The 26702-nt window shown below is 74.6% G+C and carries 25 protein-coding genes; 14 read left to right on the top strand and 11 right to left on the bottom strand.

Annotated elements, in window-relative coordinates; translation table 11 throughout:
- Positions 1 to 10: 10 nt before the first annotated feature.
- Both IE255_RS33805 and rfaE2 read left to right on the top strand, forming a co-directional pair.
- Positions 11 to 646 (top strand): D-sedoheptulose-7-phosphate isomerase, encoded by a 636-nt coding sequence (locus IE255_RS33805; protein WP_190054223.1) that lies wholly within the window; start codon positions 11 to 13, stop codon positions 644 to 646.
- Positions 643 to 2049: a D-glycero-beta-D-manno-heptose 1-phosphate adenylyltransferase gene (rfaE2, locus tag IE255_RS33810; RefSeq protein ID WP_190054224.1), complete on the top strand. Its 1407-nt coding sequence runs from the start codon at positions 643 to 645 to the stop codon at positions 2047 to 2049. The genes IE255_RS33805 and rfaE2 overlap by 4 nt, the downstream gene beginning before the upstream one ends.
- Positions 2050 to 2071: 22 nt before the next feature.
- Here the strand turns inward: rfaE2 and IE255_RS33815 are convergent, their stop codons facing one another.
- From IE255_RS33815 to IE255_RS33830, 4 genes are all read right to left on the bottom strand, one after another.
- Entirely contained in the window at positions 2072 to 3382 is a 1311-nt protein-coding gene (locus IE255_RS33815; protein WP_190054225.1) for an MFS transporter, read from the bottom strand.
- A 351-nt stretch (positions 3383 to 3733) separates the two neighbouring features.
- Positions 3734 to 4297 carry a hemerythrin domain-containing protein gene (locus IE255_RS33820; protein ID WP_190054226.1) on the bottom strand — a complete coding sequence of 188 codons (564 nt, stop codon included), beginning with the start codon at positions 4295 to 4297 and terminating at the stop codon, positions 3734 to 3736.
- An 80-nt stretch (positions 4298 to 4377) separates the two neighbouring features.
- Entirely contained in the window at positions 4378 to 4911 is a 534-nt protein-coding gene (locus IE255_RS33825) for a DoxX family protein (protein WP_190054227.1), read from the bottom strand.
- A gap of 63 nt (positions 4912 to 4974) precedes the next feature.
- Positions 4975 to 6159 (bottom strand): amidohydrolase, encoded by a 1185-nt coding sequence (locus tag IE255_RS33830; protein ID WP_190054228.1) that lies wholly within the window; start codon positions 6157 to 6159, stop codon positions 4975 to 4977.
- 248 nt (positions 6160 to 6407) lie between these two features.
- Between IE255_RS33830 and IE255_RS40235 the strand changes: the two genes are divergently transcribed.
- From IE255_RS40235 to IE255_RS33860, 6 genes are all read left to right on the top strand, one after another.
- Positions 6408 to 7868: an aminotransferase class I/II-fold pyridoxal phosphate-dependent enzyme gene (locus IE255_RS40235; protein WP_190054229.1), complete on the top strand. Its 1461-nt coding sequence runs from the start codon at positions 6408 to 6410 to the stop codon at positions 7866 to 7868.
- Between the two features lie 122 nt (positions 7869 to 7990).
- Entirely contained in the window at positions 7991 to 8179 is a 189-nt protein-coding gene (locus IE255_RS33840) for a hypothetical protein (RefSeq protein WP_190054230.1), read from the top strand.
- A gap of 21 nt (positions 8180 to 8200) precedes the next feature.
- Complete coding sequence (locus tag IE255_RS33845; RefSeq protein ID WP_190054231.1) at positions 8201 to 8908, top strand: hypothetical protein; 708 nt, start codon at positions 8201 to 8203, stop codon at positions 8906 to 8908.
- On the top strand, positions 8905 to 9873 hold the full coding sequence (locus IE255_RS33850) for a DUF6895 family protein (RefSeq protein ID WP_190054232.1): 969 nt from the start codon (positions 8905 to 8907) through the stop codon (positions 9871 to 9873). The genes IE255_RS33845 and IE255_RS33850 overlap by 4 nt, the downstream gene beginning before the upstream one ends.
- Positions 9870 to 10787, top strand: coding sequence for a DUF6895 family protein (locus IE255_RS33855; protein ID WP_190054233.1), 918 nt, complete (start codon positions 9870 to 9872; stop codon positions 10785 to 10787). The genes IE255_RS33850 and IE255_RS33855 overlap by 4 nt, the downstream gene beginning before the upstream one ends.
- A complete protein-coding gene (locus IE255_RS33860) occupies positions 10784 to 12052 on the top strand; it encodes a serine hydrolase domain-containing protein (protein WP_229906705.1) in 1269 nt (422 codons plus the stop codon). The genes IE255_RS33855 and IE255_RS33860 overlap by 4 nt, the downstream gene beginning before the upstream one ends.
- Before the next feature lie 61 nt (positions 12053 to 12113).
- On the opposite strand, the gene IE255_RS33865 is transcribed toward IE255_RS33860, so the two are convergent.
- The 6 genes from IE255_RS33865 to IE255_RS33890 form a co-directional block, all read right to left on the bottom strand.
- Positions 12114 to 13481 (bottom strand): alpha-lytic protease prodomain-containing protein, encoded by a 1368-nt coding sequence (locus tag IE255_RS33865; RefSeq protein WP_190054234.1) that lies wholly within the window; start codon positions 13479 to 13481, stop codon positions 12114 to 12116.
- A gap of 158 nt (positions 13482 to 13639) precedes the next feature.
- Positions 13640 to 15304, bottom strand: coding sequence for an alkaline phosphatase D family protein (locus IE255_RS33870; RefSeq protein ID WP_190054235.1), 1665 nt, complete (start codon positions 15302 to 15304; stop codon positions 13640 to 13642).
- A gap of 221 nt (positions 15305 to 15525) precedes the next feature.
- The gene (locus IE255_RS33875; RefSeq protein WP_190054236.1) at positions 15526 to 16290 is read right to left on the bottom strand and encodes a metallophosphoesterase family protein; all 765 of its coding nucleotides are present in this window, start codon (positions 16288 to 16290) and stop codon (positions 15526 to 15528) included.
- Positions 16287 to 16574, bottom strand: a complete 288-nt coding sequence (locus IE255_RS33880; RefSeq protein WP_190054237.1) for a BON domain-containing protein — start codon at positions 16572 to 16574, stop codon at positions 16287 to 16289. The genes IE255_RS33875 and IE255_RS33880 overlap by 4 nt, the downstream gene beginning before the upstream one ends.
- Before the next feature lie 11 nt (positions 16575 to 16585).
- Positions 16586 to 17263 (bottom strand): nucleotidyltransferase family protein, encoded by a 678-nt coding sequence (locus IE255_RS33885; protein WP_190054238.1) that lies wholly within the window; start codon positions 17261 to 17263, stop codon positions 16586 to 16588.
- 134 nt (positions 17264 to 17397) lie between these two features.
- Positions 17398 to 19284, bottom strand: a complete 1887-nt coding sequence (locus IE255_RS33890; RefSeq protein WP_190054239.1) for a protein-arginine deiminase family protein — start codon at positions 19282 to 19284, stop codon at positions 17398 to 17400.
- Positions 19285 to 19504: 220 nt separating this feature from the next.
- On the opposite strand from IE255_RS33890, the gene IE255_RS33895 reads away from it, so the two are divergent.
- The 3 genes from IE255_RS33895 to IE255_RS33905 all read left to right on the top strand — a co-directional run bounded on the left by IE255_RS33895 (position 19505) and on the right by IE255_RS33905 (position 24761).
- Positions 19505 to 19714 (top strand): hypothetical protein, encoded by a 210-nt coding sequence (locus IE255_RS33895; RefSeq protein WP_190054240.1) that lies wholly within the window; start codon positions 19505 to 19507, stop codon positions 19712 to 19714.
- Between the two features lie 120 nt (positions 19715 to 19834).
- Positions 19835 to 20410, top strand: coding sequence for a hypothetical protein (locus IE255_RS33900; RefSeq protein ID WP_190054241.1), 576 nt, complete (start codon positions 19835 to 19837; stop codon positions 20408 to 20410).
- A 16-nt stretch (positions 20411 to 20426) separates the two neighbouring features.
- Positions 20427 to 24761 (top strand): cation-translocating P-type ATPase, encoded by a 4335-nt coding sequence (locus IE255_RS33905; RefSeq protein ID WP_190054242.1) that lies wholly within the window; start codon positions 20427 to 20429, stop codon positions 24759 to 24761.
- A gap of 64 nt (positions 24762 to 24825) precedes the next feature.
- Here IE255_RS33905 and IE255_RS33910 read toward each other — a convergent pair whose 3' ends face one another.
- Positions 24826 to 25275: an SRPBCC family protein gene (locus tag IE255_RS33910; RefSeq protein ID WP_190054243.1), complete on the bottom strand. Its 450-nt coding sequence runs from the start codon at positions 25273 to 25275 to the stop codon at positions 24826 to 24828.
- Between the two features lie 78 nt (positions 25276 to 25353).
- On the opposite strand from IE255_RS33910, the gene IE255_RS33915 reads away from it, so the two are divergent.
- The 3 genes from IE255_RS33915 to IE255_RS33925 all read left to right on the top strand — a co-directional run bounded on the left by IE255_RS33915 (position 25354) and on the right by IE255_RS33925 (position 26700).
- Positions 25354 to 25701, top strand: a complete 348-nt coding sequence (locus tag IE255_RS33915; protein ID WP_267975124.1) for a phage holin family protein — start codon at positions 25354 to 25356, stop codon at positions 25699 to 25701.
- On the top strand, positions 25698 to 26186 hold the full coding sequence (locus IE255_RS33920; protein ID WP_190054245.1) for a DUF3618 domain-containing protein: 489 nt from the start codon (positions 25698 to 25700) through the stop codon (positions 26184 to 26186). The genes IE255_RS33915 and IE255_RS33920 overlap by 4 nt, the downstream gene beginning before the upstream one ends.
- Positions 26187 to 26247: 61 nt before the next feature.
- Positions 26248 to 26700 (top strand): flavodoxin family protein, encoded by a 453-nt coding sequence (locus IE255_RS33925; protein ID WP_190054246.1) that lies wholly within the window; start codon positions 26248 to 26250, stop codon positions 26698 to 26700.
- The last annotated feature ends 2 nt before the right edge of the window (positions 26701 to 26702 follow it).

Below are 26702 nucleotides of genomic sequence, written 5' to 3' on the forward strand. Positions count from 1 at the left end.
CCCGATCCGCATGGACGAACTCCCCGCACACCCCGCCCTCGACGCCGCGCGTCGGCACTGCGAGTCGCTGGAGGAGGCACTCGGCCGGTTCCGCCGGCACGGCCTGGACCGGATCGCGGACTGGGGCGGCCGGCTCGCCGACGTCCTCACCGGCGGCGGCCGGCTGCTCGCCGCGGGCAACGGCGGCAGCGCCGCCCAGGCCCAGCACCTCACCGCCGAACTCGTCGGCCGCTACCGCCAGGAGCGCCGCGCCTACTCCGCGCTCGCCCTGCACGCCGAGACCTCCAGCGTGACCGCCATCGGCAACGACTACGGCTTCGACCACGTCTACGCCCGCCAGGTCACCGCCCACGGCCGCCCCGGCGACATCCTGATGCTGCTGTCCACCTCCGGCCGCAGCGCCAACCTCATCGCCGCGGCCGTGACCGCCCGGCAGGCCGGACTGCGCGTGTGGGCGCTCACCGGACGCGGCCCGAACCCCCTGGCGGAAGCCGCCCACGACGCCCTGTGCATCGACGCGGACAGCACCGCGACCGTCCAGGAGACCCATCTCGTCGCCGTCCACCTGCTCTGCGAGTGCTTCGACACGGCCGTGTCCACGCCCCTCGCACGCCGCACGGTCCTCACCCACGGGAGCACGCCATGACCGGGCCGAAACCGCTCGCCGTCGTCGGGGACGCCCTCCTCGACGAGGACATCGAAGGCGTCTCCATCCGGCTCTCCCCGGACGCCCCCGCACCCGTCGTCGACGTCACCGGCGACCGGCGGCACCCCGGCGGGGCCGGACTGGCCGCCGCCCTCGCGGCCCGCGGCGGCCGGGACGTGGTCCTGGTGACCGCACTCGGCGACGACGACGCCAGCGAGGCCGTACGGCGCGACCTGCGCGGCCGGGTCCGGCTGCTGGAGATCCCGCTGAAGGGCACGCTACCGGTGAAGACCCGGGTCCTGGCGGGCGGCCGGCCCGTCGTCCGCATCGACCGGGGCGGCGGCACCCCCGGCGAACCGGACGACGCGGTCCGCGCCGCCCTGGCGAACGCGCACGCCGTCCTGGTCGCCGACTACGGCCGCCACACCGCGGGCGCCCTGCGGCCGTACCTGGAGGACATCGCCCGCCGCACACCCCTGGTGTGGGACCCGCACCCCCAGGGCGACCCGCCCGTGCCCGGAGCACGGCTGGTCACCCCCAACGCGGCGGAGGCACGCGCCCTGCACCCCGGCTCCGGCGGGACATCACTGGGCGAGTACGCCGAGCGCGGGGCGCGGCTCGCGGAGCGCTGGCGCGCGGCGGGCGTCGCCGTCACCCTCGGCGACCGGGGCGTCCTGCTGGCCCGGCCCGGCTCCGGTACGCCGATGCTGGTCCCCGTGCCCTACCGGGCCGCCGGTGACCCCTGCGGCGCGGGCGACTGCTTCGCGGCGACGACGGCGGCGGCCCTCGCCGACGGCCTGCTCCCGGAGGAGGCGCTGCAACGGGCCGTGGCGGAGGCGGCCGCGTTCGTCGCGGCGGGCGGCGCGGGCAACCCCGACCTGTGGCGGACCCAGCCGGCGCCGGGCCCCGCGGACGACCCCGCGACCGACGCGTTCGGCCTCGCGGAGAGCGTCCGGGCCCGCGGCGGCACCGTGGTCGCCACCGGCGGCTGCTTCGACCTGGTGCACGCCGGGCACGTCGGCCTGCTGGAGAGCGCCCGGCGCATCGGCGACTGCCTCATCGTGTGCCTGAACTCCGACGCGTCCGTCACCCGCCGCAAGGGCCCGGGGCGCCCGCTCAACCCGGCGGCCGACCGGGCCCGCGTCCTCGCCGCCCTCGGCAGCGTCGACGCGGTCGTGGTCTTCGAGGAGGACACCCCCGAGGCGGTCCTGGCCCGGCTGCGCCCGGACGTCTGGGTCAAGGGCGGCGACTACTCCGTCCAGGACCTGCCTGAGGCGGAGGTCCTGCGGAGCTGGGGCGGCCAGGCCGTCGTCCTGCCGTACCTCGACGGCCGCTCCACGACCCTGCTGACCCGCAGGGCGGCGAAGGCGGTGGCAGGGGCGCTCAGGCCGTCGGGGTCCTGACAGGAGCCCCTGGTGAGGCCGGTCAGGCCGCCTTGCTCAGGGCCGGCACGTCGCCCTCCTCCGTGCGGAGCACCACCGGGGTCGCGGCACGGCGCTGCCGCAGCAGGTAGCCCGCCCCGATCGTCCCGGCGATGAGCAGCCCGCCGGTGACCAGGGCACCGCGGGCCCCGGCCAGTTCCATGAGCAGGCCGAGGGCGGGCGGACCGCCCAGGCTCCACACCGTGCCGATGCTGCCCCACACGCCCAGTACGCGTCCGCGCAGGTGGGCGGGCGGGTCGGTCTGGAGGACGGCCGTGCCGGCGGTGTCGGAGACGGACTCCACCACGGCCATCGGCAGCACCAGCGCGATCAGCACCACCAGCGACGGCGACAGCCCCGCCACCACCTGGAGCAGCCCCCCGGCAGCCGCCAGCGCGCCCACGAGCCGCACCGACGGCCGGCGCAGCCGGGCACCGAGCACCGCGCCGAGGATGCCGCCGATCGCGAGCACGGTCGACACCGTGCCGAAGGAACCGGCTCCGCCCGCCAGGGGCCCGGTGACGAGCACGGCCAGGGTGAGCCCGTAGTTGCGGCCGAACACCGCGCTGATCCCGGTCACACCGGCGAGCGCGACCAGCCGCGGCCGGCGCGCGAAGAAGGCCAGCCCCTCGCGCACGGTCAGGTCGGAGCCGGTGCGCTTGCCGCCCGTGGCGACGTGCCGGACCGCTCCGGCCGCCGGGCGCAAGAACGGGATGACCGAGGCCACGAACAGGAACGACAGCCCGTTCGCGAAGTACGCGGCGGACGTGCCGAGGAACCCGACCGCCACACCCGCGAGAGCCGCTCCCACGAGCCGGCCCGACTGGTGCACCAGCGCCCCGACCCCGATGGCCGAGGGCACGTCCTCCGCCGGAACCAGGTCGTTGCCCAGCAGCGCGCACGCCGGGTTGTCGACGGTCGCGACGACACCCGTGACGGCGGCCAGCACCATCAGCGAGGTCATGTCGAGCCGGTCCAGTGCCACGAGGACGGCCGTCGTGAACGCGATCGCGCCGAGCAGCGCCTGGCTCACGGCGGCCGTCAGCTTCCGGGGCCACCGGTCGACGGCCGCGCCGCCCAGGACGCTCATCAGCAGAGCGGGTGCCGCCTGCACGGACATGGACAGGCCGGTCGCGGCGGCGGACCCGGTGATCTGGAGGACCAGCAGGTTCTGCACCGTGAGCTGCATCCACGTACCGGCGTTGGAGACGAAGTTCGCTACGGACCACCAGCGCATGCTGCGGTACCTCAGCGACCGCCAGGGCGAGTGCGAGGCGGGCTGGGCGAGCTGGGCAGGGGAGGGCGAGGAAGACACAGTGCGGTACTCGCAAGACGAGTCGGAGGACTCAGCAGGAGGGGGCGAGGAGAACGAGAGGCACCGGCTGCGCTGCGCGGTGGCTCTCCTCGCCGGGATACGGCGCCGACCATCGTGACAGAGGGGCACCCCGAGTCGTTTCCGTCCACACCTCGTCCACGACTCCTGCACATCTCAAATGCCTGCGGCTCGGAGGGATTTGGGGCCGCGAGTGTGGTTGATCACAGTCGTCGATCATGGTCGTCGTCACGTGACGGCGGTCACAGAGCGTCGCGTGACGGCGGCCACAGAAAACGGAGAAGGGCCCGTCGCCGAGGCGACGGGCCCTTCTCTCGTGCGGTGGTGTGCGCGTTACTCGAACTTCCCCCGGCCGGACAGCGCGTCACGCAGCCGGTCGACCATCCCCGTGCCGGGAGCCAGGAGCTTGTTGGCCGGAGGCTTGTCGGGAGCCGCCGGGTGGGGCCGGGTCGGGGCGGTCTTCTTCGCCGTGCGCACCTTGTCGCCCAGCTCGTTGAGCGTGTCCATCGGACAGGCCTGCCGCAGCCGCGGGAAGAGGTTCCCCTCCTCGTCCGCGATGTGCGAGCGGATCTCGCTCATCAGCATGCCCATCAGGCGGTCGAAGTCCGCGTCGCCCGCGTCGCAGCCCTCCAGGTCCTTCATGATCCGCTCGGCCGTGGCGTGGTCCTGGAGCTCCTGGTCGGCCAGGGCGTCCCCGCCCGCCACATGCTCGCGTACGGCCGGATAGAGGTAGGCCTCCTCGGCCACCGAGTGCCGCACCAGCTCGATCGTGACCTGGTCCGCGTACACCTTGCGGTCCTGGTGACCGGACGGCAGCGACTCGATCCTGCCGAACATCTCCTCGACCTCGCGGTGATCGGTCACCAGCTCGTCGATGACGTTTCCTCCGTGTCCCATGTCCTTCACCTCCAGCCCCCGGGTCCCCCGGGCCCCCAGGGGCTAACGCGCGATCGGTCCGGTTCGGGCCCGCCGGGGGCTCAGGCGGGGAGCTTGGCCCGCACCCGCCCGGCCGCGGCGGCCGGGCGCGCGGTGGCGCGCACGGAACGCCGGACCAGGCCCGCGTCGTGCCGCAGGCCGCGGGCGGCGTGGGTGCCGCGCCACAGCACCGAGGGGCGGGCGCCGGTGTCGTCGGCGGCGATCAGCAGTCCGCCGAGCATGGACATGTTCTTGAAGAAGTGGATGCGCTGCTGGGCCCGCTCCGAGGGGTCCTCCGCCTCCCAGAAGCGGTGCCCCGCCAGCGTCGTGGGCACCAGCGTGGCCGCGATGGCGAGCGCGGCCGGACGCGGCATGCGTCCCGTGGCCAGCATCAGTCCCGCCACGACCTGCACCGCGCCGTTCAGCCGTACGACCTGCTCGGTGCGGTCCGGCAGCGCCGAGACGCGTTCGGTGACCGGTTGGACGACAGGCTCGGCGGCGTCGGCGACCTCTTTGGGGTCGCGGACGGAGTTCAGGCCGCCCGCGAGGAACATCGAGGCCAGCATGGGGCGGCCGAGCACACGCAACAGACTCATGGCCCTCTCCAGGGTGTCGGTGGGTCCAGCGCTCGCCGGGTTCCCCACCGGGCGAGGAAGCACTCACCCGGTCCGGGCCGCACGGTGCCGCGCCCACGCCGCCTCGCGCAGCTCCTCGGAGAGCAGCACGTCGGCGGCGGTGCACGCGAGGGCCCCCGTCGCGGCGACCAGCACCTCACGGGCCCGGGGAGAGGCGGCCGCCTCGGCGAACTCCGGGGTGTGGTCGGAGCCGTCCTCGCCCATGATCGCGACGAACGGGTGGATGGCGGGCACCCGCGTGCTGACGTTCCCGATGTCGGACGACCCCAGGTACACGCCGGGCGCGGGCGGCGACAGCGGGATCCCGGCCCGGGCCAGGTGCGCGGCGAACCGCTCGGACAGCACCCCGCTGTCCCGGAAGTGCTCGTAGCGCACGGTGGCCCGCTCCACCTCGGTCGTGGTGCCGGTGGCCCGGGCCACGCCGTCGGCGCACACCCGCAGCCGCTCCGTGAGGTCCTCCAGCGCCTCGGTGGTGGCCGCCCGCAGACCGAACAGGCCCTGGGCGTATTCGGGGACGATGTTGGTGGCGGTGCCGCCGTGGGTGACGATGCCCTGCACGTGCGAGCCCTCCGGCAGCCGCCGCCCGAGCACGGCCAGCACGTTGAACAGCTCCACCAGCGCCGCGAGCGCGTCGACGCCCTCCGTCGGGTTGCCCGTGGGGTGCGCGGCGCGGCCGTGGAAGGCCACCCGGTACTGCACCTGCGCGGTCAGCGGCGCCCGCGCCCAGCTGTACACGCCCGGGTGGAACATCAGCGCCGCGTCGACGTCGTCGAACACCCCGGCCTCCGTCTCGACGGCCTTGCCGCCCCCGCCCTCCTCGGCCGGTGTGCCGACCGCCACTACCGTCCCGGCGGACGCCTCCGGCACGGCGGCCAGCGCCAGCGCGGCGCCCAGGCCCGCCGCCGCGATGAGGTTGTGGCCGCACGCGTGGCCGAGGCCGGGCAGGGCGTCGTACTCCATGAGCAGTGCCACCGCGGGCCGGCCGCGGCCCGCGGTGGCGCTGAACGCGGTCGGCATCCCCGCCACGCCCCGCTCCACGGCGAAACCGGCGCGCTCCAGCTCGCCCGACAGCAGCGCCGCCGCCCGGTGCTCGGCGAAGGCGTACTCGGGGTCGGCGTGCAGCCGCAGGGCCACGTCCCACAGCGCGTCGGCCCGGGCCGCCACCTCCTTGCGCAGGGCGCGGTGAACGTCGTCGAGCGTGCCGGCCACGGGGCCTCCTCGGAGTCAGGGGCGGTGGGGTTCCCCGGGGGCGCGGCCGGGGGCCTGTGTGCTCCCCGGGGCCCGGCCGGGCTCCACCGCCGGTTCCGGTGTGCTCCCGGCCGGGTTTCACCGCCCGCCGCCGCGACACCCGCCGCGTTTCGGCCGGTGCTCCGGTGCAACACGGTCGGTGTACCCGCCGGGCCACGACAGCGTGGACGCCGCGGCGGCGGCCGGGCGGGCCGGACCCGGGAGGAACCATGGACCACTCGCGCGTGCCCGTGCTGGAGGCGCTGGAGGACTTCCGGCGCCGCGGCGACATCGCCTACGGCCCGCCGGGCCACAAGCAGGGCAGGGGAGTGGACCCGCGGGTGGCGGAGATCGTCGGGCTCGACGTCTTCCGCTCCGACGTGCTCTCCCTCAACGGGCTCGACGACCGCCGCCAGTCGCAGGGCGTGCTGAACCGGGCCCAGGAGCTGATGGCCGACGCGGTCGGCGCCGAGCACGCGTTCTTCTCCACCTGCGGCAGCTCGCTGTCCGTGAAGACCGCCATGCTGGCCGTGGCCGGCCCGGGCGAGAAGCTGCTGCTGTCGCGCAACGCCCACAAGTCCGTCATCGCGGCCGTCGTCGTCAACGGCGTCGAGCCGATCTGGGTGCACCCCAAGTTCGACACCGAACGGCACCTGGCCCACCCGCCCGAGCCCGACGACGTCCGCCGGCGCCTCGAGGAGCACCCGGACGCCAAGGGCATGCTCCTCATCACGCCCACCGACTGGGGTTCCTGCGCGGACATCGGGGGAGTGGCCCGGGTGTGCCACGCGTTCGACGTGCCCGTCATCGTCGACGAGGCCTGGGGCGCCCACCTGCCGTTCCATCCCGCCCTGCCCGCCTGGGGCATGGACGCCGAGGCCGACCTGGTGGTGACCAGCGTGCACAAGATGGGCGGGGCCGTGGAGCAGAGCTCCGTCTTCCACTTCCAGCACGACCGGGTGTCGCCCGAGGCCCTCAAGCAGCGGGAGGACCTGCTCGGCACCACCAGCGCCTCCTCCCTCGTCCACGCCACGCTCGACGGCTGGCGCCGCCAGATGGTCGAGCAGGGGCACGAGCTCCTGGACGCCGCCCTCCGCCGCGCCGACCGCATCCGGGCGGCGGTTGCCGATCTGCCGGGGCTGCGGCTCATGGGCCGGGAGGTCGTGGAGGAGGGGCTCGCCGCCGACCTCGATCCGCTCAAGCTGGTGATCGACGTGCGCAAGCTCGGCGTGAGCGGCATGCAGGCCGCGGAGTGGCTGCGCGACCACCGCCACGTGGACGTCGGCGGCTCGGACAGCTGCCGGATCAGCGCCTCGATCACCCACGCCGACGACGACGAGACCGAGGAGGTCCTGGTGGCCGCCCTGCGCGCGCTCGTCGAGCACGCGGACTCGATCGAACGGCGCCCGCCGGTGCGGCTCCCGGAGCCCTCGGCGCTGGAACTGGAGCAGGCGATGCTGCCCCGCGAGGCGTTCTTCGCCCCGGTCGAGCACGTGCCGGCCGAGCGGGCCGCGGGACGCATCGCCGCGGAGATGATCAGCCCCTACCCTCCGGGCGTCCCCGTGATCGCGCCCGGCGAGGTCGTCACCGACGCGGTCCTGGACTACCTGCGCAGCAGTGCCGAGCACGGCGTCCTCATCCCGGTCGCGGCCGACTCCTCGGTGCGCACGCTGCGGGTCGTGGCGCGGTGAACCACTCAGCCTGAGATGTTGAAAATGTTATTTAAGTGAATTCTGAGAAAGTTGGCATGCTTTGTCCGATTCCGGTGATCCGGAAGGTGAAGGTACTCGCTTCAGTTCAGGGAGATGGTGCTATGCCTTCCAAGGAAAAGGTCATCGAGGAACTCACCGGTGTTCCGAGTGTCGACATCGAGGCGGCACTCGACCCGGCCGAAGTCGACGGCGTCTACCGCGACAGCCGTGAGTGCGCGGCGCTGGCGCTTCAGGCAGGAGGCGGCAAGCTGCTGCTGTCGCCGCCGACCCCGCGTCCGAAGAAGGGCTGAACCGACCGACAGGAGTAGTCCATGGAGCAGTCTGGCACCTCGACCCTCCTTCAGGGCGCGGTGCGGGACCTCGCTTCCGGTGTGGTCTCCGCTCTCCGGAGCGGAGACCACACTCACGCGACCGCCCCGGCGGCGGTCGACGGGGAAGCCGAGGGCCTCGCAGTCGCGGCCGTCCGCGTGCTGGGAGCCGACGCGCTGCTGCCGAGCACCCTGCTGCACGCCCCGCCGCTGCCCGACGAACTCGCCGTGTTCCGCAAGGCGGTGGAGGCCTACCCGCCCCGCGCGGACGCCGCTCCCACCGTCGTGTGGAGTCACTGGGCCATGCGGCGCACGCTGCGGCGGCTCGACCCGTCCTTCGTCGACGGGCCCGCGCACGGCCCGGAACCGGAACCCGACGCGGACGGGCTCGACCGCGCGAGCTGGCAGTCCCTCACACATCAGCTGGCGGTGCTGGCCGCGCTCGCCCTGCCCGGTGAGGACTGCGCGGTCGCCCGCCTGGCCGGGCGCCGTTCGCTCGACGTCGCCCGGGGTTTCGTCCGCGCGGTGCGCCGCAGGGACTGGCGGCAGGCCGCCGGCGCGGGACGCTGGCTGACGCTGCTGGACGGCGTCCCGGAGACGCTGGGACTCGAAACCGGCCTCGACTTCGTGGAGCTGATGGGCGGTGAGGATCCGCTCGTGGCTCTCCAGGTACACGCGGCACGCCTGACCCGGACGGGAGCGTTCGCGTGACGGCGGCGCTGGACACGCGGGTGATCCGGCAGCCGGCCGAGGCCGCGCTGGCGTGGCTGTCCGCGCGCCGGGCGGACTTCGCGCTGGGCGACGACGCGCTGGCCGCCGACGGCGAGGTGAACCGCAGCTGGAAACCGCTCGGGGAACTCGCCCTGATGTGCGCGGCCGTGACCCGGAACACCGCGCCCTCGGATCCGCTGCACGCACGCGCGGCCGACCTGCTGGCCTTCGCCTGGGAGGAGACCGGCCGCGGCGAGCTGCTGGCGCGCCTCCAGCGGCTGGAGCCCTTCGCCACCTACCCGCTGGAGGTGTACGCCGCCCTCGCCTCCACCGGGCTGCGGCACCCCGGCTACGAGGCGGCCGCCGGCGTGGTGGCCCGGACCCGTGGCTGGCAGCTCACCGAGCAGACCGCCACCCGGCGGCTCGGTGTCCTGAACGCCGAGGAACGCACCGGCGTCCGCCGGTCGGACGGGATGCCCCGGGCGCTGCGGAGCACCTGGCTGGGCGGACTCCCGGAACCCTGGACCTTCGAACGCGATTCCGGATACGCCCTGACCCATGTGGTCTTCCACCTCACCGACTGGGGACGCGCCGGGCCCGCGGGCCTGCCACCGGACCTGGCCGCCTACCTGGCCGACTGGCTGCCGCCCTGGCTCGACACCTGCCTGGACGCCCGGATGTGGGACCTGGGCTGCGAGCTGCTGGCCGTGGCGGCGAGCCTGCCCGACCTGCCCGAACCCGCCGTGCTCCGGGACGCCTGGGAGCGGATCGCCGCGGCGCAGCACCCCTCGGGCGCGCTGCCGGAGGAGGGGGACAGCGACGACGGCGTCGAACCGGACTTCGCCCGCCACTACCACTCCACCCTCATGGCCGTCTACGCGGCGGCCCTGACCACCGGACGCCTCGACGACGGGGCCCTGGCCGGCCCGCACCGCAGGCACGGCGCGCAAGGAGTGCTGGGATGACCGACACCCGCCTGATCCACACCGTCGGAGTCCGCGCCATGGAATGGCTGTGGGCCCACCGGGACGGTTTCCGGCTGGAGCCCGACGTGGACCCGGAGACCGGCTTCCTCGAACGGTTCAAGCCCATCGGCGAACTCGCCCTGATCTGCCGCGTGCTCTTCCGCGAGGGCGTGGCGGGATCGCGCCAGGCGGAGCTGGCCCGCAGGCTCCTCGACCACGTCTGGCGCGAGACGCTGGACGGCGGCCGGATGCTGGTGCGCGGGCAGCGCACCGAGCCGGCGTCCCCCATCCCGTTCGAGGTCTACGTGCCGTTCAAGGAACTGGGCTACAGCCGGCCCGATCTGGAGCGGGCCGTCGTACTGAACCACCGGCTGGACAGCTGGGTGGCCTTCGAGACCACCCCGACCCGCAGGCTGGGCCTGTCCGCGTTCCAGCGCCGCTTCGGCCTGACACCCCGCCCGCCCGAGGCCGGCCTCGTCGGCGCGACCTGGCTGGCCCGTACCCCGGAACCCTGGACCGTGGAAGGCCACACGGCCTACGACGTCACGCACACGGTGTTCCACCTCACCGACTGGGGCGAGAACCCCGACGGCCTGCCGCCCGGCATCGCCGACTACCTCGCCGCCTGGCTGCCGGTCTGGATCGACGACTGGCTGGACCTGGAGCGCTGGGACCTGCTCGGCGAGCTGCTCGTGGTCGACGCCTGTCTGCCCCACCCCACCCTGGACGAACCCGCCTGGCAGGCCTTCGCCGCCGCACAGCAGCCCGACGGAGCGATGCCCGCGGTCCGCACGATGCCCGAGGGAGAGCCGGACGAGGTGTTCGACATCGTCTACCACCCCACGCTGGTCGCCGCGTTCGCGTCCTTCCTGGCCACGTCCCGGGCCCTGTCCGCACTGGCGCACGCGTCATGACGGGCCGTCGGCACACCCCCTGGCCGGGTGACGCCCTCGACGACGAGGAGCCCGCGGCGCCGCCCGCCACGCCGGTGAACGCCTCCCGGCTCCGACCCGGCGCGCCGGCGGACGAGCCCCGGACCGCGCCGGACGCCGTGCCGGGCGGGACCCCGGCCCGGCCGGCCGCGCCGACGGGCGCTGCCCCGGGCCGGAGCCCCCAGGGAACACCCGCCGACCCCGCCCACCGCGTCCCGTCGGCGCACGTCCCCCCGGACGACGGGACACTCGCCGGGCGGCTCGCGGACGCCGTTGCCGCCGCGGACGCCCCAGACGTCGTCTTCGCCCTCTCCCGCCACGGCCGCCGCACCGTCATGAGCGGCGGCACCGCCGAACACCCGCCCCTGCCCCGCGACGCCCTGCGCTACGAAATCGGCTCCGCCACCAAGACGTTCACCGGCCTGCTCCTGGCCCGCCTGATCCAGGGCGGTGAGCTGTCCGGCGGCGAACCGGCCACCGCCCTCCTGGACCGGGGACGGCCCGTCGGCGCGACCCCGGTGACCCTCGCCCACCTGATCACCCACACCTCCGGCCTGCCCGCCCTGCCGGCCGGCTTCTACCTGCGCGGCCTGCCCGCCTGGCACACCAACCCCTACGCCCGCTTCCCGGCCGCCCGGGTCGTCGACGCCTTCCTGCGCCACCCCCCGCGTCACCGCCCCGGCACCCGCTGGCGCTACTCCAACTACGGCGTCGCCGTACTCGGACACGCCCTGGCCGCGGCGACCGGCACCCCGTGGGAGGACCTGCTCACCGACCAGGTCCTGCGCCCGCTCGGCCTGCACGGCACCGCCCTGCGCGCCGACGAATCGGGACTCGACGCCCCCGGGCACGGCAAGGACGGCGAGACACCCGTACCCCCCTTCGACGCCGGTGGCTTCCAGGCGGCGGGCGCCGTACGGGCCACGCCCCACGACCTGCTCACCTTCCTCGAAGCCCAGCTGGACCCGGCCGGTGCGCCCCAGCAGCTGGCCCCCGCCCTGCGCGCGGTGCGCCGCCCCGTGCTCCGCCGCGGCCTCGGGCACCGGCACGTGCACACCATCGCCTGGTTCCGTCACCCGGCCGACGGCGGACCCATGTACTTCCACAGCGGCGCGACCCTCGGCCAGCAGGCGTTCCTGGGCTTCCGCCCCGGCACCGGCACGGCCCTGGCCGCCGTCTGCACCCGCCGCTTCCGCGCCCACGACCCGTTCGTGGCCACCGCGTACGCGCTGCTCGCGGAGGAGTAGCGGGCCCCGCCCGGCGCCGGCGGCGCGTGCCGCACCGGCGCCGGACAGCCCTGACCCTGCGTCACACCCGCTGCCACAGCGCCGGGGTCCGGGTGGGCGCCCACGCGCCCTGGGCCTGGTGGGTCTGGAGGCACTGGTAGCGCACACCGGCGTGGCTCACCGTGACACCGGCCTCGTAGACCCGGCCCGCGGCCCACGCCTGGGCGACGTTGTCCTGCGGTGCCGGGGCCTCGGCCTCCGCGGTCTTCAGCGTGAGACCGAACTCGCTGAGCAGCGGGTTGACCGGCTGGAAGAACGTGGTGCCGCCGCTCTTGCAGTCGCCCGTGCCGCCCGACGTCACGCCCTGCGCCTGGACGCCCGCGACATAGGGCCCGCCGGAGTCACCCGGCTCGGCGCACACCGTCGTCTGGGTCAGCCCGTCCACCTTGCCCTCGGCGTAGCTGACACTCGTGTCGTGCTGCTCGACCGTGCCGCAGTGCCACCCGGTGGTCGAGCCGGAGCGGCACACCGCCGCCCCGACGAGCGCCTGGACCGAGCCGGTGATCTGCACCTTCTGCTCGCCCTCGCCCTTCACGTTCGGGGTGGCCGTCCACTGGGCGTTGACGGCCACCCACGACATGTCCTTGCCGGGGAAGGTGGAGGCCTGGAACGTGCCCTGGTCCGCCTTGTTGTGCCCGGTCGTCTTGGCGCCCTGCTTGCCGCAGTGGCCCGCCGAGGCGAAGCCCGCCTGCTCGCCCTTGGTGACGGAGAAGCCGACGGAGCAGCGGGCGGCGCCGTCGATGTAGTAGGCGTCGCCGCCGACGACGTCCTCCATCAGGCGCGGCCGGTTCGCCGTCACCTTCACGCCCACGCTCTTGGCGTCGAGGCCCGCCGCCCTGACGAACGCGGCCGCCGCGGCCTTGTTCCGGGCCTGCACCACGACCCGGTTCGCGGGGACGTCCACGTACCACAGGGGCGTGTCGCGGGTGCTGACCCGGGCCGCTGCCGCGTCCAGCTTCTTCTTCGCAATCTGGAGGTCGCGCAGCGTCTTCTTCACGACGGCCGCCTTCGCGCCCTGGGCCTTGATGGTCGGTACGTCCGCGGCGCTCGTGGTCGCCACCACGAGCTCCTGTGAGGTCGTACCGCGCAGCCAGGCCCCCGCGAAGCGGTAGCCCAGGGCGTTGCGCAGCCGCCCGGCCCGGGTGCCCGCCTCCGCCTCGTTGACCAGCCGCCGGGACGCCTGGGCCGGGGTCAGCCCGAGATCGCGTTCCAGGGCGCGCAGCAGCTGAGGCGACGGCCGGTCGGCGCCGAGGGTCTGGGCGGCCGAGGGCAGTGGGCCCGCGGCGGGCGTCGGCTCGGCCGCCTGGGCGGCGGGAATCCCGGTGGCGACGAGCGCCCCGAGCGCGGCCAGGGCCGCCCGGCGACCGGTCACGGCATGTCTGTGGACCATTCGATGTGTCTCCTTCGGTCAGGGTGTCCGATAGGCATGTCGATCACGGTGAAGCTCCGGCACAGGCCTTGCCGGAACGGCCCGGCGTGATGTGCCGGGCGACGCCGTTTCGTGCTTTTGCGCCGGGAAGGGCTCCATGTGCAGTACGGGCAGCCGCCTCACGCGGACTTCAGGTCGGGCGAGCCCACCTCCGTGACGAAGGACGCAGAGGTCGAGATGGCGCCCCCGGGTGTCGTGATGGCCGACACGGTCCGGAAGTCGACCTGGGCGTTCTCGCGGCCCAGCTCGACCCGGACGTAGCCGCGCCGGCCGTCGAAGTACTTCATGTGCGGGTTGGCCTTCATGTACGTGTCCCAGTCGCTCGGCTTCTCGGCGCCGTTGCCGCCGCTGGCGATGGAGGTGCAGGTGAACTCCGTACCGACCGTCCTTGACTGCGGGTTGTCGAAGTCCTCCTTGATGTCGAAGGCGTAGCCGACGTGGACGTCGCCGGTGAGGACCATCCAGTTGTCGATGCCGGCGGCCTTGGCGCCCGCCATGACCCGGTTGCGGGAGGCGCGGTAGCCGTCCCAGGCGTCCATGGAGACCCGGGCCGGCGCGGTCAGGTCGAACTTGCGCTGGGAGAAGCACACCTGCTGGGGCATCACGTTCCACAGCGCCTGCGAGGTCCGCCAGCCGTCCAGCAGCCAGCGCTCCTGGGCGTCGCCGGTGAGCGTGCGGGCCGGGTCGTCGGACTCGGTGCCCGGCGCGTGCGGCCGGTCGTTGTAGGCCTGGTCGGAGCGGTACTGGCGGGTGTCGAGGATGTCGAACTGGGCGAGCGAGCCCCAGGCCAGACGGCGGTACAGCCGGGCGTCGGGCCCCTGCGGCAACTGGTCGGCGCGCAGCGGCTGGTTCTCCCAGTACGCCCGGTAGGCGGCGGCGCGCCGCACCAGGAACTGCTCCGGGGGGCTGCCCTTCTCGTCGGTGGCGCCCGCGTAGTTGTTCTCCGTCTCGTGGTCGTCCCAGGTGACGACGAACGGGTGCTGGGCGTGCGCGGCCTGGAGGTCCGGGTCGCTCTTGTAGAGCGCGTAGCGCAGCCGGTAGTCCGCCAGCGTGGTCGTCTCGCGGTTGAACACGTCGGGCAGCTTGCGGTCGGTGTAGCGGCGAGCCCCGCCGGCCGAGTCCACCGCGTACTCGTACAGGTAGTCGCCGAGGTGGAAGACCAGGTCGACGTCCTCCTGCGCCAGGTGCCGGTGGGCGGTGTAGTAGCCGTCCTGGTAGGCCTGGCAGGCGACGGCGGCCAGTCGCAGGCTTTCGGTGTCACTGCCCTCGGCCGGTGCCGTCCGGGTGCGGCCGACGGGGCTGATCCAGGCGCCCACCCGGAACCGGTAGTAGTAGGTGCTGTCCGGCATCAGGCCCTTGACGTCGACGTGCACGCTGTGGGCGTACTCGGGGTGGGCCGTGGCGACACCTCGGTGCTCGACGAAGAAGAACCACTCGTCCATGGCGACTTCCCAGTAGACCACGACCCGCTGCTGGCCCAGGCCGCCGTCCTCCGCGAACGGCTCGGGAGCCAGCCGCGTCCAGATCAGCACCGAGTCGGGCAGCGGGTCGCCGGAGGCCACGCCGAGGGTGAACGGGTCGTGGGTGATCCGGGCCGCGTCCAGTTCCTTGGCGGCGGTGGCTCCGCGGGCCGGCCGGTTGGTGGTGAAGGCGAGCATCGCGGCGGCCGCGGTGACGGTCAGGAAGCGGCGCCGGGCCACATGCGGTGCCGCGGTGCGCAGTACGGCGTCGTGCGGGGAGAATGCATGCTCGGACGGTGGTCTTTGACGGCCCGTCAGCGCCATCTGGGGTCCTCTTGTACGGGGCAGGGCGCCCCGGGCGGACGCGTGGGGACATCGCCGACGTGCGGAGCGCGGAGATCGCATGCTAAGCAGACAAAATGCCTGAAACTGGCACGACGTGCGGGGCGTTCACACCAGAGGGGGTACGGGAGCGCATCAGATGACGGCGCACAACGGAAACCGCCGCCGGCGAGACGCCGGCGGCGGTGGGAAAAGGGGTCGGTCTAACTGGCCTGTTGTGCGGCGGCTCCGGTCGTGGCGGGCTCCCGGACCGGCAGGTGGTAGACGTGGAAGGCCCGCCCGATGACCGGCTGGGCGACGTTGCGCACCCGCACGCCGCCGCTCGTCATGCCGTGCTCGGTGCCGGCGTGCGCGTGCCCGTGCACCGCGAGGTCGGCGCCGGCGGTGTCGATCGCCTCGGCCAGCAGATAGCTGCCCAGGAACGGATAGATCTCCAGCGGCTCGCCCGCCAGCGTGTCCGCGACGGGGGAGTAGTGGGTCAGGGCGATCCGCGCGTCACAGCCCGCCTCGCCGAGCTGCTCCAGGGCGGCTCGCAGGGCGTCGGCGCTGCGCCGCGAGTGCCGGACGAACTCCTTCATGACCGGCTCGCCGAACTCCCCGGCGCAGCGGCCGACGAAGCCGCCGCCGAACCCCTTGGTGCCGGCCACGCCGATCCGGGTCCCGCCGCTCTCCACGACGGTCCCCTGCCCCTCCAGGACGTGCGCGCCGGCGTCCCGCAGGATGGCCGTGACCTCGTCCGGCCGGTCGTCGTGATGGTCGTGGTTGCCCAGGACCGCGACCACCGGGACGCCGAGGTCCCGGACCTCCCGGGCCACCACCCGCATCTCCTCGGGCGTGCCGTGCCGGGTCAGGTCCCCGGCCAGCAGCAGCAGGTCGGCGCACTCGGGCAGGGTTTCGAACGCGGGGCGGAGCAGGCCCTGGTTGTCGGGCCCCATGTGGATGTCCCCGACGGCTGCGATGCGGATCATGCGAGCTCCTCCGCGTGGTCGGGGGAGGACGCCTCGGTGACCACGAGGTCGCTGTGCACCGGGACCTCGGCGAACTCCTCTCGGACGGTGCGCAGGATCTCGTCGCGGCAGGGCGCCGAGGGCACGGTGCCGGTGAGCAGTACCGACCGGCCGCGGGCCTCGACCCGGACGCCGAGTTCTCCCAGCTCGCCCGAGGCGAGGCGGTCCTGGAGGTGCGCGATGCGGTAGTCCAGGTTCTCGGCCGGCGGCCCGCCGCCCGTGTCCTGGGAACCGTGGGTGCTCATGGGGTGCTCCTTCAGATGACGTTCAGGCGCTCCAGGAGAAAGAAGAAGGCCGCGGGCATGGGCTCGTCCCCGCACTCGCGCCGCACCTCCTCCCAGTCGACCTTCTCCCGCAGGGCGCGTGCGATGGGCAGGGCCGCGCCGAAGTCGCAGTGGTGCTCGGAGAACGCGGCGATCAGGCTCCACAGCAGGTCGGTCGGGGCCAGCACCGGCATGCGGACCGAGTCGACCGAGAGCTCCTCCGCCCGCTCCAGCATGTCCGCGCCGACCGGCCGGTGCGCCAGCTCGAAGATGATGTCGACCGGCTGGCCGAAGCACGTGGCCTTGATCAGCCAGTCCTCCGGCGGCGTGTAGACCGTCAGCCCCGCCTCGCGGAGCGTGGCCGCCACCGCGTCCGCGTCCTCGGGCCGGATGGCGAAGTCGACGTCGTGCTGGAGGTTCTTCTCGCCGCCGTGGGCGTACGCGGCCACACTGCCGGCCAGCGCGAAGCGGTGCCCCTTCCGCTTCAGCAGGGCACCGACCTGCTTGGCCGCCTCCAGGATCGCCTGGTTGCGGTCCAGGGGCAGCTCCTGCGGCGGCTCGTCGGCCTGCGGATCCTGCGGTGGCGCGGGCTCGGACCCTGCCGGCGCCGGCCGGAGATCGGGCACGCCCGGTCGCCGGACGAGCGTCGCGTCCTCACCGTTCTGCGTCATGACCACTCCATTCGCCGAACCGGACACCGCGCTGCCGTGCGGTGCCCGGACCCGAGACGGCCTGCGTGCCTGCTCTGAGTACCCGGCGCTCCCGTGCCGACACGGAAGGCTTCCGAAGAGCGCCGGGATCCCGGTCACCGCCCGGGGCGCGTGCTCCACCACGGCGCGCCCCCGGAGGTGTCCCGCAGGGCGTTCGTCGCGCAGTGCACCTCCCCGCCCGCCAGATGCGACCAGGCGAAGTTCTCCACCCAGTGCACCCGCACCCCGCCGGCGGCGAGTGCCTCCTCGGCGGCGGCGCGGAACAGATCGCGGCCGCGCACCTTCGGCCCGTGCGGATCGGGCGCGGCGTAGTCCCGGGCCGTCAGGGACAGGCCGTTGGCGATGCTGGGGGAGTAGGCGACGGCGCCCTCGGGGACGCCGGGGGCCACGGAGGCCATCGCGTACAGCACGGGCACACGGACCAGGTCGTCCCGGGACAGGCCCGTCTCCCGCAGCAGCACCGCGATCTGGTCGTCGATGCGGCGCGCCGCCTCCTCGTTGCCGGCGAGGAAGCCGTCGTCCCCCAGCAGGGCGTCGACCGTGGGCGTGCGCTGCGCGGACGTGTCCGCGAACATCCGCTGCCCGCCCTCCCCGGCGCGCTGCGCCTGCCGCAGCAACTGCACCGCCTGACGGGGGTCGGCGACCGCCAGCGTCCAGCCGCGCTCGGAGCGGGCCCGGACGACGTGGACCGTCTCGTCCACGTGACCGACCAGCAGCCACGATGTGTCGATGGTGATCGCCGGCTGCCTGCCCTGCGCCTCGATCATCCGCACGAACGCCGGATCGGGCGCCCGGTGCGGGGCCGTGCCGTAGAGGACCCGCCCGTGCGGGTGGCCCTCGTACGGCGGTACGGACTCGAAGTTCCCGGTGAAGTTCTGCAGGTCGATGCCGCTCGGTCCGCGTCCGGGCGTGAACTGCTGCACCACCCCGACGTCGGGCCCGCGGAAGTCACGGTAGAGCAGCCGCGCCGACCGGCTCAGCGTGGCCTCGCTGCCCTCCGGCGGGGCCCACAGCACCGGTGCGCGCAGCAGCACCCGCATGCGGTGCTCCCCTCCGCCGGGCGCCGGGACGCTCGCCACGGCCGGTTCGACCATGTCCTGCCGCCAGATGTCGCGCCACCACTGCTCCGTACCGGCCGTGAAGGTCACGTCCCGCCGGGACAGTCCCGCGGCCCGGGCCGCCCGCACCAGCGAGGAGGCGAACGGCCGCCACTCCCGCGGCCGGTACGCCTCGCCCACGCTCCACGGCCCCGGCGGGACCCCGCGGCCCGGGCCCGGCCGGGCCGCGAAGACCCGCTCGGCGCGCTGCAGGTCGTGCTGGAACAGCACGGGCGCCACCCTCAGCCGCACCCGGTCGGAGGCGGTGCGCCCGCGGTCGGTCACCGTGAGGGTGACGGTGACCTCGCCGTCCCAGCGCTGGGGGTCGCGGACGATGTCCCGCCCCTCCAGGGCCAGTTCCACGCCGGCCCGCAGCTCCCGGGCCGTCAGCGGCCCGCGCAGCGCCCGCAGCGCCCCGTCGCGCCGGACGAACAGCCGCGCGTACGGCGCCTGCGCCGCCACCACCTCCACGTGTCCCGAGGCGTGCTCGCCGACCCGGGACGGCGGGATGCGCAACGGGGCGAGATCCGCCTCGTCCCGCACCCCGTTGACCCGCTCGTCCGCCGCGTCATGGCACGCCGCCAGCCGCTCGTCCACCGCCGGATCCATCCGGTCCAGGTCACCGGGGCGCATCCGGCAGCGCCGCGAGTCGTCGTCGACGTTCGCGAGGAAGACCGCGCCGCGTCCCGGCCGCCACGCCTCCTCGCCCGCCTCGTCGGACGCCCCGGCGACGTCCACGCGGCCGTCCTGGTTCACATCGGCGCGCAGATCCGCGACCGGTGACGGTTTCTGCACGGCGGCCGTCGTTCCGGTGGCGGCGACCAGCAGGGCCACGGTGGCCACCGCCGTGCGGCGCGGCAGGCGCGCCCTGGGCGTTTCGGGCATGACGAGTCTCCTCGGGCAGATGAGGGGCCGGTACGGGAGGACGTCCGCGCACCATGCTCGCCCGCCGTCGAGCGCCCTACATCCTGCTGGGAGCCGAGGCGACGACTACATCCATCGATCTACCGGGACACCCGGACCCTCCTCCCGGCTGGCGGCCCCGCCCGCCCTGGCGACGCTGATACGGCACCCACGCCGGGACCGCCGATCTCGATGAGCACCCATGCGCGAGCTGTCGTACGCCCTGCTCACCGCCCTGGTCCTGGCGGCGCCGGCCGCCCCCGCCCGGGCCGTGGCCCGCCCCGCGGACGTCACCGCGAGCCAGTGCATCGCCGGCGGCGGCATGATCATCATCTCCGCCGTGGGCGACGGATCGCAGGGGTGGACCAAGCGCTGCGCGGGCGGCGTCCACGACGGCCGGACGGTCGTCTGAACCCCCGCGGACTTACGTCGGCCGAACAAGACAAGCGATCGCTTCACCAAAGGCGGAATATGGGGCAAAAAGCTGGGAAACCGGTTGAAGCCGCTGGACAACGCGCCTGTGGAGGTCGACATGAACCAGGAGCCATCACGTTCGTCTGATCTTCCGCAGCCGTTGCGGGCCATGGCCTCGGGCCTGAGGCACCTGCCCGGCGCGGAACAGGTCGGCAAGGTCGCCGAAGACGCCCTGGACCGGATCGGCGCTGTCTCGCCGCGCGGCCGCCGCATGGCCGTCTACGCCGGTGCCGGTGTGCTCGGCGTGGCCGGAGTGGTGGAGTGGCCGGTGGCGCTGACCGGCGCGGCCGTCGCCTGGCTGACCCAGCCGCGGCCCGGACAGCGGCCCGACGACGGATCACCGAACGGCGGAACGCAGACCGGCACGACCGGTGAACGCCCCGCCGCCCAGGACAGGCGGGAGGAGCCGGACCCCTCCTCGTACGGCCCCGGCGACAAACTCGCCACGTCCCACTACCGGCACGACCGACCCGAACACCACGTCCACGAACAACCCGCCAAGGTCGGCGACACCGCCACCGCCTCCGCGCTGAAGCAGGTCGCCGAAGCCACCGCGCACCACGGCACCCACGGCGAGGAACCGGACCGGGAGCACGCCCACCGGCCCGGACACGACAACCGCCCCACCGGCTGAGTCGGGATCACAGCAGATGCTCACACGCTTCGACGTCGCCCCGCTCGTCGGGGCCGTGGCCGGGGCGGCCGCAGGGGCCGCCCGCAGCACCGCCCAGGGAGCGACGTCCGTCTACGACACCACGCGCCGCGTCCGCAACGTCGCGCGCAACGCCCTGACCGGCGGGCAGCACTGGACGGCAGGGCAGCGCGTCCACCTCGCCCTGCGGCACGCCGACGGCGACGCCGGCGCGCTCGCCCGCAAGGTGGCCGGGGAACTGCTCGACCACCCGGAGGTGCTGGCGGCGTACTGGGACGGGGGGCTCTCCCGCCTGGTGATCACCGTCGCCGAGGACGCCGCCACCGACCGCGTCACCGAGCGCGCCACCGCGCTCGCCGCCCGCCTCGGGCTGACAGAGGGGGCCGATCCGGTCGCCGAGGAGGCCACCCACCCCGGCGACCCCCGCGAGGTGCGCGTCGCCGCGGGAGCGATCCTGCTGGACGCCGCGGGAGCGGCCGGTGCCCTGGCCGGCCGCTCGCTGCGCCTGCCCCCCACCTCACGCATCGTCACCGCCACCGTCACGCTGCTGCGGGAGAACCCCCGCTTCCGCGCCCTGCTCCGGCAGCGGTTCGGCAAGTCCGGCATGGAACTCGTCCTCGCCGCCGTCAACGCCGCCGCGCACGGCGCCGGCCAGTCCCCGCTGGCCCTGGTGCTCGACGGCCTGCTGCGCGGCAGCCAGCTGACCGAAGCCGTGGCCAGGGCCGCGGCCTTCGAGGCACTGCACGACGACATCTGCCGCGAACAGCGCACCAGCCTGCCCTGCCCGCCGGGCATCCGGCCGCCGCTCAAGGTGACACCGGCCCAGGAGTACGCCTCCCACGCCAGCACCGGCAGCCTCGCCGGCGCCGCCGCCACCCTCCTCGTCACGCACAGCGCGCGGGAGGCCGCCGAAGCCGTCCTCGCCGGATCCCCGAAGGCGGCCCGGTACGGACCGGCCGCCTTCAGCGCGACCCTCGGCACCTTCCTCGCCCGGGCCGGGATCCTCGTACGCAGCGGGGAGCGCCTGCGGCAGCTGGAGATCGCCGACGCCCTCGTGCTGCACGCCGACGCCCTGCGCAGCCGGCGGCCGGACGCCGGAAGCGACTTCGACGGCCTGCCCGACGACCCGATCCACCCCTGCGCCGAGGCCGTCCTCGACGCCGCCCGCAGGGCGGGACTGCACGTCGTGATCGCCGGCGGCTCCGACCTGAAGGACATCACCCGGCTCGCCGACGAGGTCGCCCCGAGCGCCAAGCCGTTCGGGGACGTCGTACGGGCCCTCCAGCACGACGGGCACGTGGTGGTGACCGTCGCCCGCCTGGACGAGTCCGGCGACGGGCACATGGTGGCCGGACTGCCCGCCGGCGACGTGGCCATCGCCCTCACCGACGGCCGGGCGGCCGTCTCCTGGGGCGCCGACGCGCTGGCACCGGGCGGCCTCGCCGACGTCTGGCGGCTGCTGACCGCGATCCCGGCGGCCCGGCGCGTCGGACGCCGCTCCCAGACCCTCGCCCGCGCGGGCGCGGCCCTGTCGGGCCTCCTGGTCGCACGCGGCGGGCAGCCCCCGGGCCGGCACCTCCTGTGGCCCCTCACCCGGCACGCCCCCGTCAACATCGCCGCCGCCAACGCCCTGCTCACCGGCTGGCTCCAGGCCACCCGGGTGGCCCGGGCCACCCCGCCCCCGCCCCGGCTGCACATCCCCTGGCACGCCCTGGAACCCGACGAGGCCCGCGCCCGGCTGGGACGCACCAGCCGCGACGGCGAGCCCCGCGGACTCGCCCTGCTCGCCGACCGCTCCCGCCGGCAGGCGGCACGCCTGGGCCGCCACCCGGCCGTCGCCCCCGCCCGCTGGACGTGGCAGGCGGCCGGCGCCGTCCGCCGCGAACTCGACGACCCGCTCACCCCCGTCCTCGCCACCGGCGCCGTCGCCTCGGCGCTGCTCGGCTCGCTCGTCGACGCGCTGCTCGTCGTCGGCGCCATGGACCTCAACGCCGTGACCGGCGGACTCCAGCGGCTGCGCGCCGAACAGGCCCTGGCCCGGCTCGCCGCCCGGCAGCAGCCGAAGGCCCGCAGGCAGGACGGCCGCAGGCACACGGTCACCGTCGACGCGGCCCGGCTGCGCCCCGGCGACGAGATCAGCCTCGACGCCGGCGACGTCGTGCCCGCCGACGCCCGGCTGCTGGACGTCGACGGCCTGGAGGTCGACGAGTCCGCGCTCACCGGCGAGTCCCTGCCGGTGACCAAGGCCGTCGAGGCGACGCCCGGCGCACCGGTCGCCCAGCGCGCCTGCATGGTGTTCGAGGGCACCACCGTCGTGGCCGGACGGGCCACCGCCCTCGTCGTCGCCACCGGCGACCAGACCGAGGCCGGCCGGGCCGTCACCCTCGCCGCCCGCACCCCGCCGCCCGCCGGCGTCCAGGCCCGGCTCCAGGAACTGACCCGCAAGGCCCTGCCGGTGACCTTCACCGGCGGCGCGGCCGTGACCGGGCTGTCCCTGCTGCGCGGCAGCCCCGTACGACGCGCCGTCAGCGGCGGTGTCGCGGTCGCCGTCGCCGCCGTCCCCGAGGGGCTCCCGCTCGTTGCGACGGTCGCGCAGATGGCGGCCGCCCGCCGGCTGTCCCGGCGCGGCGTCCTGGTCCGCACCCCGCGCACCCTGGAGGCGCTCGGGCGGGTCGACACCGTCTGCTTCGACAAGACCGGCACCCTCACCGAGAACAAACTGCGCCTGGTCCGCGTCGCCACCGCCGACGGCACCGTCCTGGCCACGGACACCGCACAGGCCGAACCCATCGTGCGCCTGGCCGCGCGCGCCTGCCCGCAGGAGGAGACCGGTCAGGGCCGCCGCGTCGCCCACGCCACCGACGAGGCCGTCCTCGACGTCGCCCCGCCCGACGAGGGCTGGACACCCACCGGCGAGCTGCCCTTCGAGACACGCCGGGGCTACGCCGCCGCTGTCGGCCGCGACGGCGACCCCGACTTCGGCGAACTCCTTGTCGTCAAGGGCGCCCCCGAGACGATCCTGCCCGCCTGCCGGGACCTCCCCGCCCACACCACCGACACCGCCCACGAACTGGCCGCACAGGGCCTGCGGGTCCTCGCCGTCGCCCGGCGCCCCTGCGTGGCCGGCGACGCCGAGAGCGAACTCGACGCGCCGCTCGCGGACCTGGAGTTCAGCGGTTTCGTCGCGCTCGCGGACGTGCCCCGCGAGACCTCGCACGCCCTGCTCGCGGAACTGCGCCGCTCGGGCATCCTGCCCGTCATGCTCACCGGCGACCACCCGGAGACCGCCCGCGCCATCGCCCTCCAGCTGGGCTGGCCGGAGGAGACCGAGGTCGTCACCGGGGACGAACTGGTCGCCATGGAGCGCCGCGAACGCGTCCGGGCCCTGCGCGGCGCGGGCGTCGTGGCCCGAGTCGCCCCCGAGCAGAAGCTGCACGTCGTGGAGGCCCTGCAACAGGCCGGCCGGGTCGTGGCGATGGCCGGCGACGGCGCCAACGACGCCGCCGCCATCCGCGCCGCCGACGTCGGGGTCGGCATCGAGTCCCGCGGCTCCGCCGCCGCCCGCAACGCCGCCGACCTCGTGCTCACCACCGGCGACCTGTCCGTCCTGGTCGACGCGGTCATCGAGGGCCGCGCCCTGTGGCGCAGCGTCGCCGACGCCGTGAGCATCCTCATCGGCGGCAACGCCGGCGAGGTCGGCTTCAGCGTCCTCGGCACCCTGCTGGCCGGCGCCTCACCCCTGTCGACACGTCAGCTGCTGCTGGTCAACCTGCTCACCGACATGTTCCCGGCCATGGCGGTCGCGGTCACCCCGAGCGACGACCCCTCGACGGCGGCGCACGCCGCGACCGGCCCGATGGGCCTCGACGTCCTCGGCGCGCCCCTGCTGCGCTCCATCCGCCGCCGCGGCGTCACCACCTGCCTCGGCGCGGTCACGGCCTACCTCATCGGCCGCCTCACCCCCGGCACCGAACGCCGGTCCACCACCATGGCCCTGTGCGGCGTGGTCGGCGCCCAGCTGGTGCAGACCCTCTCCGGGCGGCGCCACAGCCCGCTGGTGTGGGTCACCGCCCTCGGCTCGGCCGCCGTCCTCGCCGCGCTCGTCCAGACGCCCGGCGTCAGCCACTTCTTCGGCTGCACCCCGCTCGGCCCCGTGGCCTGGGCCGGAGTCGCGGCGGCCATCGCCCTCTCCGCCCTGGCGCCACGCCTGGAACGCCTCCAGGCCGTCCACAGCCTCTACGACGGCGCGGCCCAGCTCGCCCTGCGCCTGAACGACCTGGTCCGCCAGGCCCGGCAGCTGCTGCACAGCGGCATCGGCAGCCCGGTGGCGTAGCGGAGGCGCACAACAGGCGGCCGCCACCACGCGCACGTGGTGGCGGCCGCCCGCTGTCGCGGGATCAGACCTCGCCGCGCCAGGCCCCCGTCTCCGCGCCACGGGCCTCCATGTACTCTTTGAACCGCCGCAGATCACCGGAGACCTGCCGCTTCACGAACCCGAGCTTGTCGCCCACGGTCTCGGCCACGCCACTGGGGTCGAAGTCCATCTGGAGCATGACCTTGGTGGTGTCCTCCTGGATGCGGTGGAACGTCACCACACCGGCCTGCCGGGCCTCGCCGCCCACGGTGGTCCAGGCGACGCGCTCGTCGGGGATCTGCTCGGTGATCTCCGCGTCGAACTCCCGCTCCTGGCCGCCGACCTTCGTCACCCAGTGCGTCAGCGTGTCCGTGCGCTGCTCGATGCGCTCGACACCGTCCATGAACTTGGGAAACGTCTCGAACTGGGTCCACTGGTTGTAGGCGGTGTGCACCGGCACGCGGACCTCGATGGATTCCTCTACCTGCGACAAGGCGATACCTCCCTTTCTCCTGCGATGAGCAACGGGCGGGTACCAGTTCTCGCGCCGGCCACGCGTGATCATCACGACTTGTCCGGCCAGGTGTCCTTCCCGCCCCAACCGGGGTACCCGGCCCGCACCGACGGACCGGGAGGTGAACGCCATGGCGGCAAGGGCGGCGGCCTGTTCGGCGGCGCCGGCGTGCTGGGCTTCGTCACGCTCCAGGCCCTGGTGGCCACGGCGATCGCCGCCCTGGCCGTACCGCTGCCGGTCTGGGCGGCGGCGCTGATCGTCACGGGCGTCCTCGCCGCCGCCACGGGCGTGACGGCGCTGGCCGGCCGCCGCCAGGTGCGCCGCGCCACCCCGCCCGCCCCGCAGCGAACCATCGACAGCGTCAAGGCCGACGTGGCCGAGATCAAGGAGAGTGCACAGCGATGACCCAGCCCCCGCACGACGAGCCCACCGCGCGCAGCCAGGACGAACTGCGCGAACAGGTGGAGCGCACCCGTCACGAACTCGGCGACACCGTCGAGGCGCTGGCGGACCGGGCCGACGTGAAGACCCGCGCCCGCGAGAAGGCGGTGGCGGTCAGGGAACGGGCCGAGACCAAGGCGCACGCCTGGCGCGGACAGGCCAGGACCAAGGCCGCGCACGTCGCCCACGCGGTGGAGGAGAAGGTGCCCGAGCCGGTGCGGCAGAAGGGCACCGCCGCCGCTCAGGAGGCGAAGGCGAAGGCCGCGCAGGTCGCCCACGCCGTGGAGGAGAAGCTGCCGGAGCCGGTGCGACAGAAGGCCGCACAGGCCGAGCAGGCCTGGCAGGACAAGGCCCCGCAGCCGGTACGCGACCACCGGGGCGCGCTGCTGGCGGGCGCCGGCGGCCTGCTCGTGGCCTGGCTGCTGATCCGCCGCCGCAGCCACACCTGAGCGACACCGGCCCCCGTCGCCGCTTGCGGCGACGGGGGCCGGGACGGCAAGGTCGGGTGCCGTGGCCACCTTGCTGATCGTCCATCACACGCCCTCGCCCAACTGCCAGGCGCTCTTCGAAGCCGTCGTCTCCGGGGCGAGCGACCCCGAGATCGAGGACGTGCGCATCGTCCGCGTGCCCGCGCTGTCCGCCACCGCCTCCGACGTCCTCGCCGCCGACGGCTACCTCCTCGGCACCCCCGCGAACCTCGGCTACATGTCCGGCGCCCTCAAACACTTCTTCGACCAGATCTACTACCCGTGCCTGGACGCGACCCGCGGCCGGCCCTTCGGCTACTGGGTGCACGGCGGCAACGACGTCACCGGAGCGGTCCGGGGCATCGAGTCGATCACGACGGGCCTCGGCTGGCGCCGCGCCGCCGAGGCCGTGACCGTGACCGGCGAGCCGGGCAAGGGCGACGTCGAGCGGTGCTGGGAACTGGGCGCGACGGTCGCCGCCGGGCTCATGGGCTGAGC

This window comes from Streptomyces lomondensis (genome assembly GCF_014651035.1).
GTDB lineage: Bacteria > Actinomycetota > Actinomycetes > Streptomycetales > Streptomycetaceae > Streptomyces > Streptomyces lomondensis.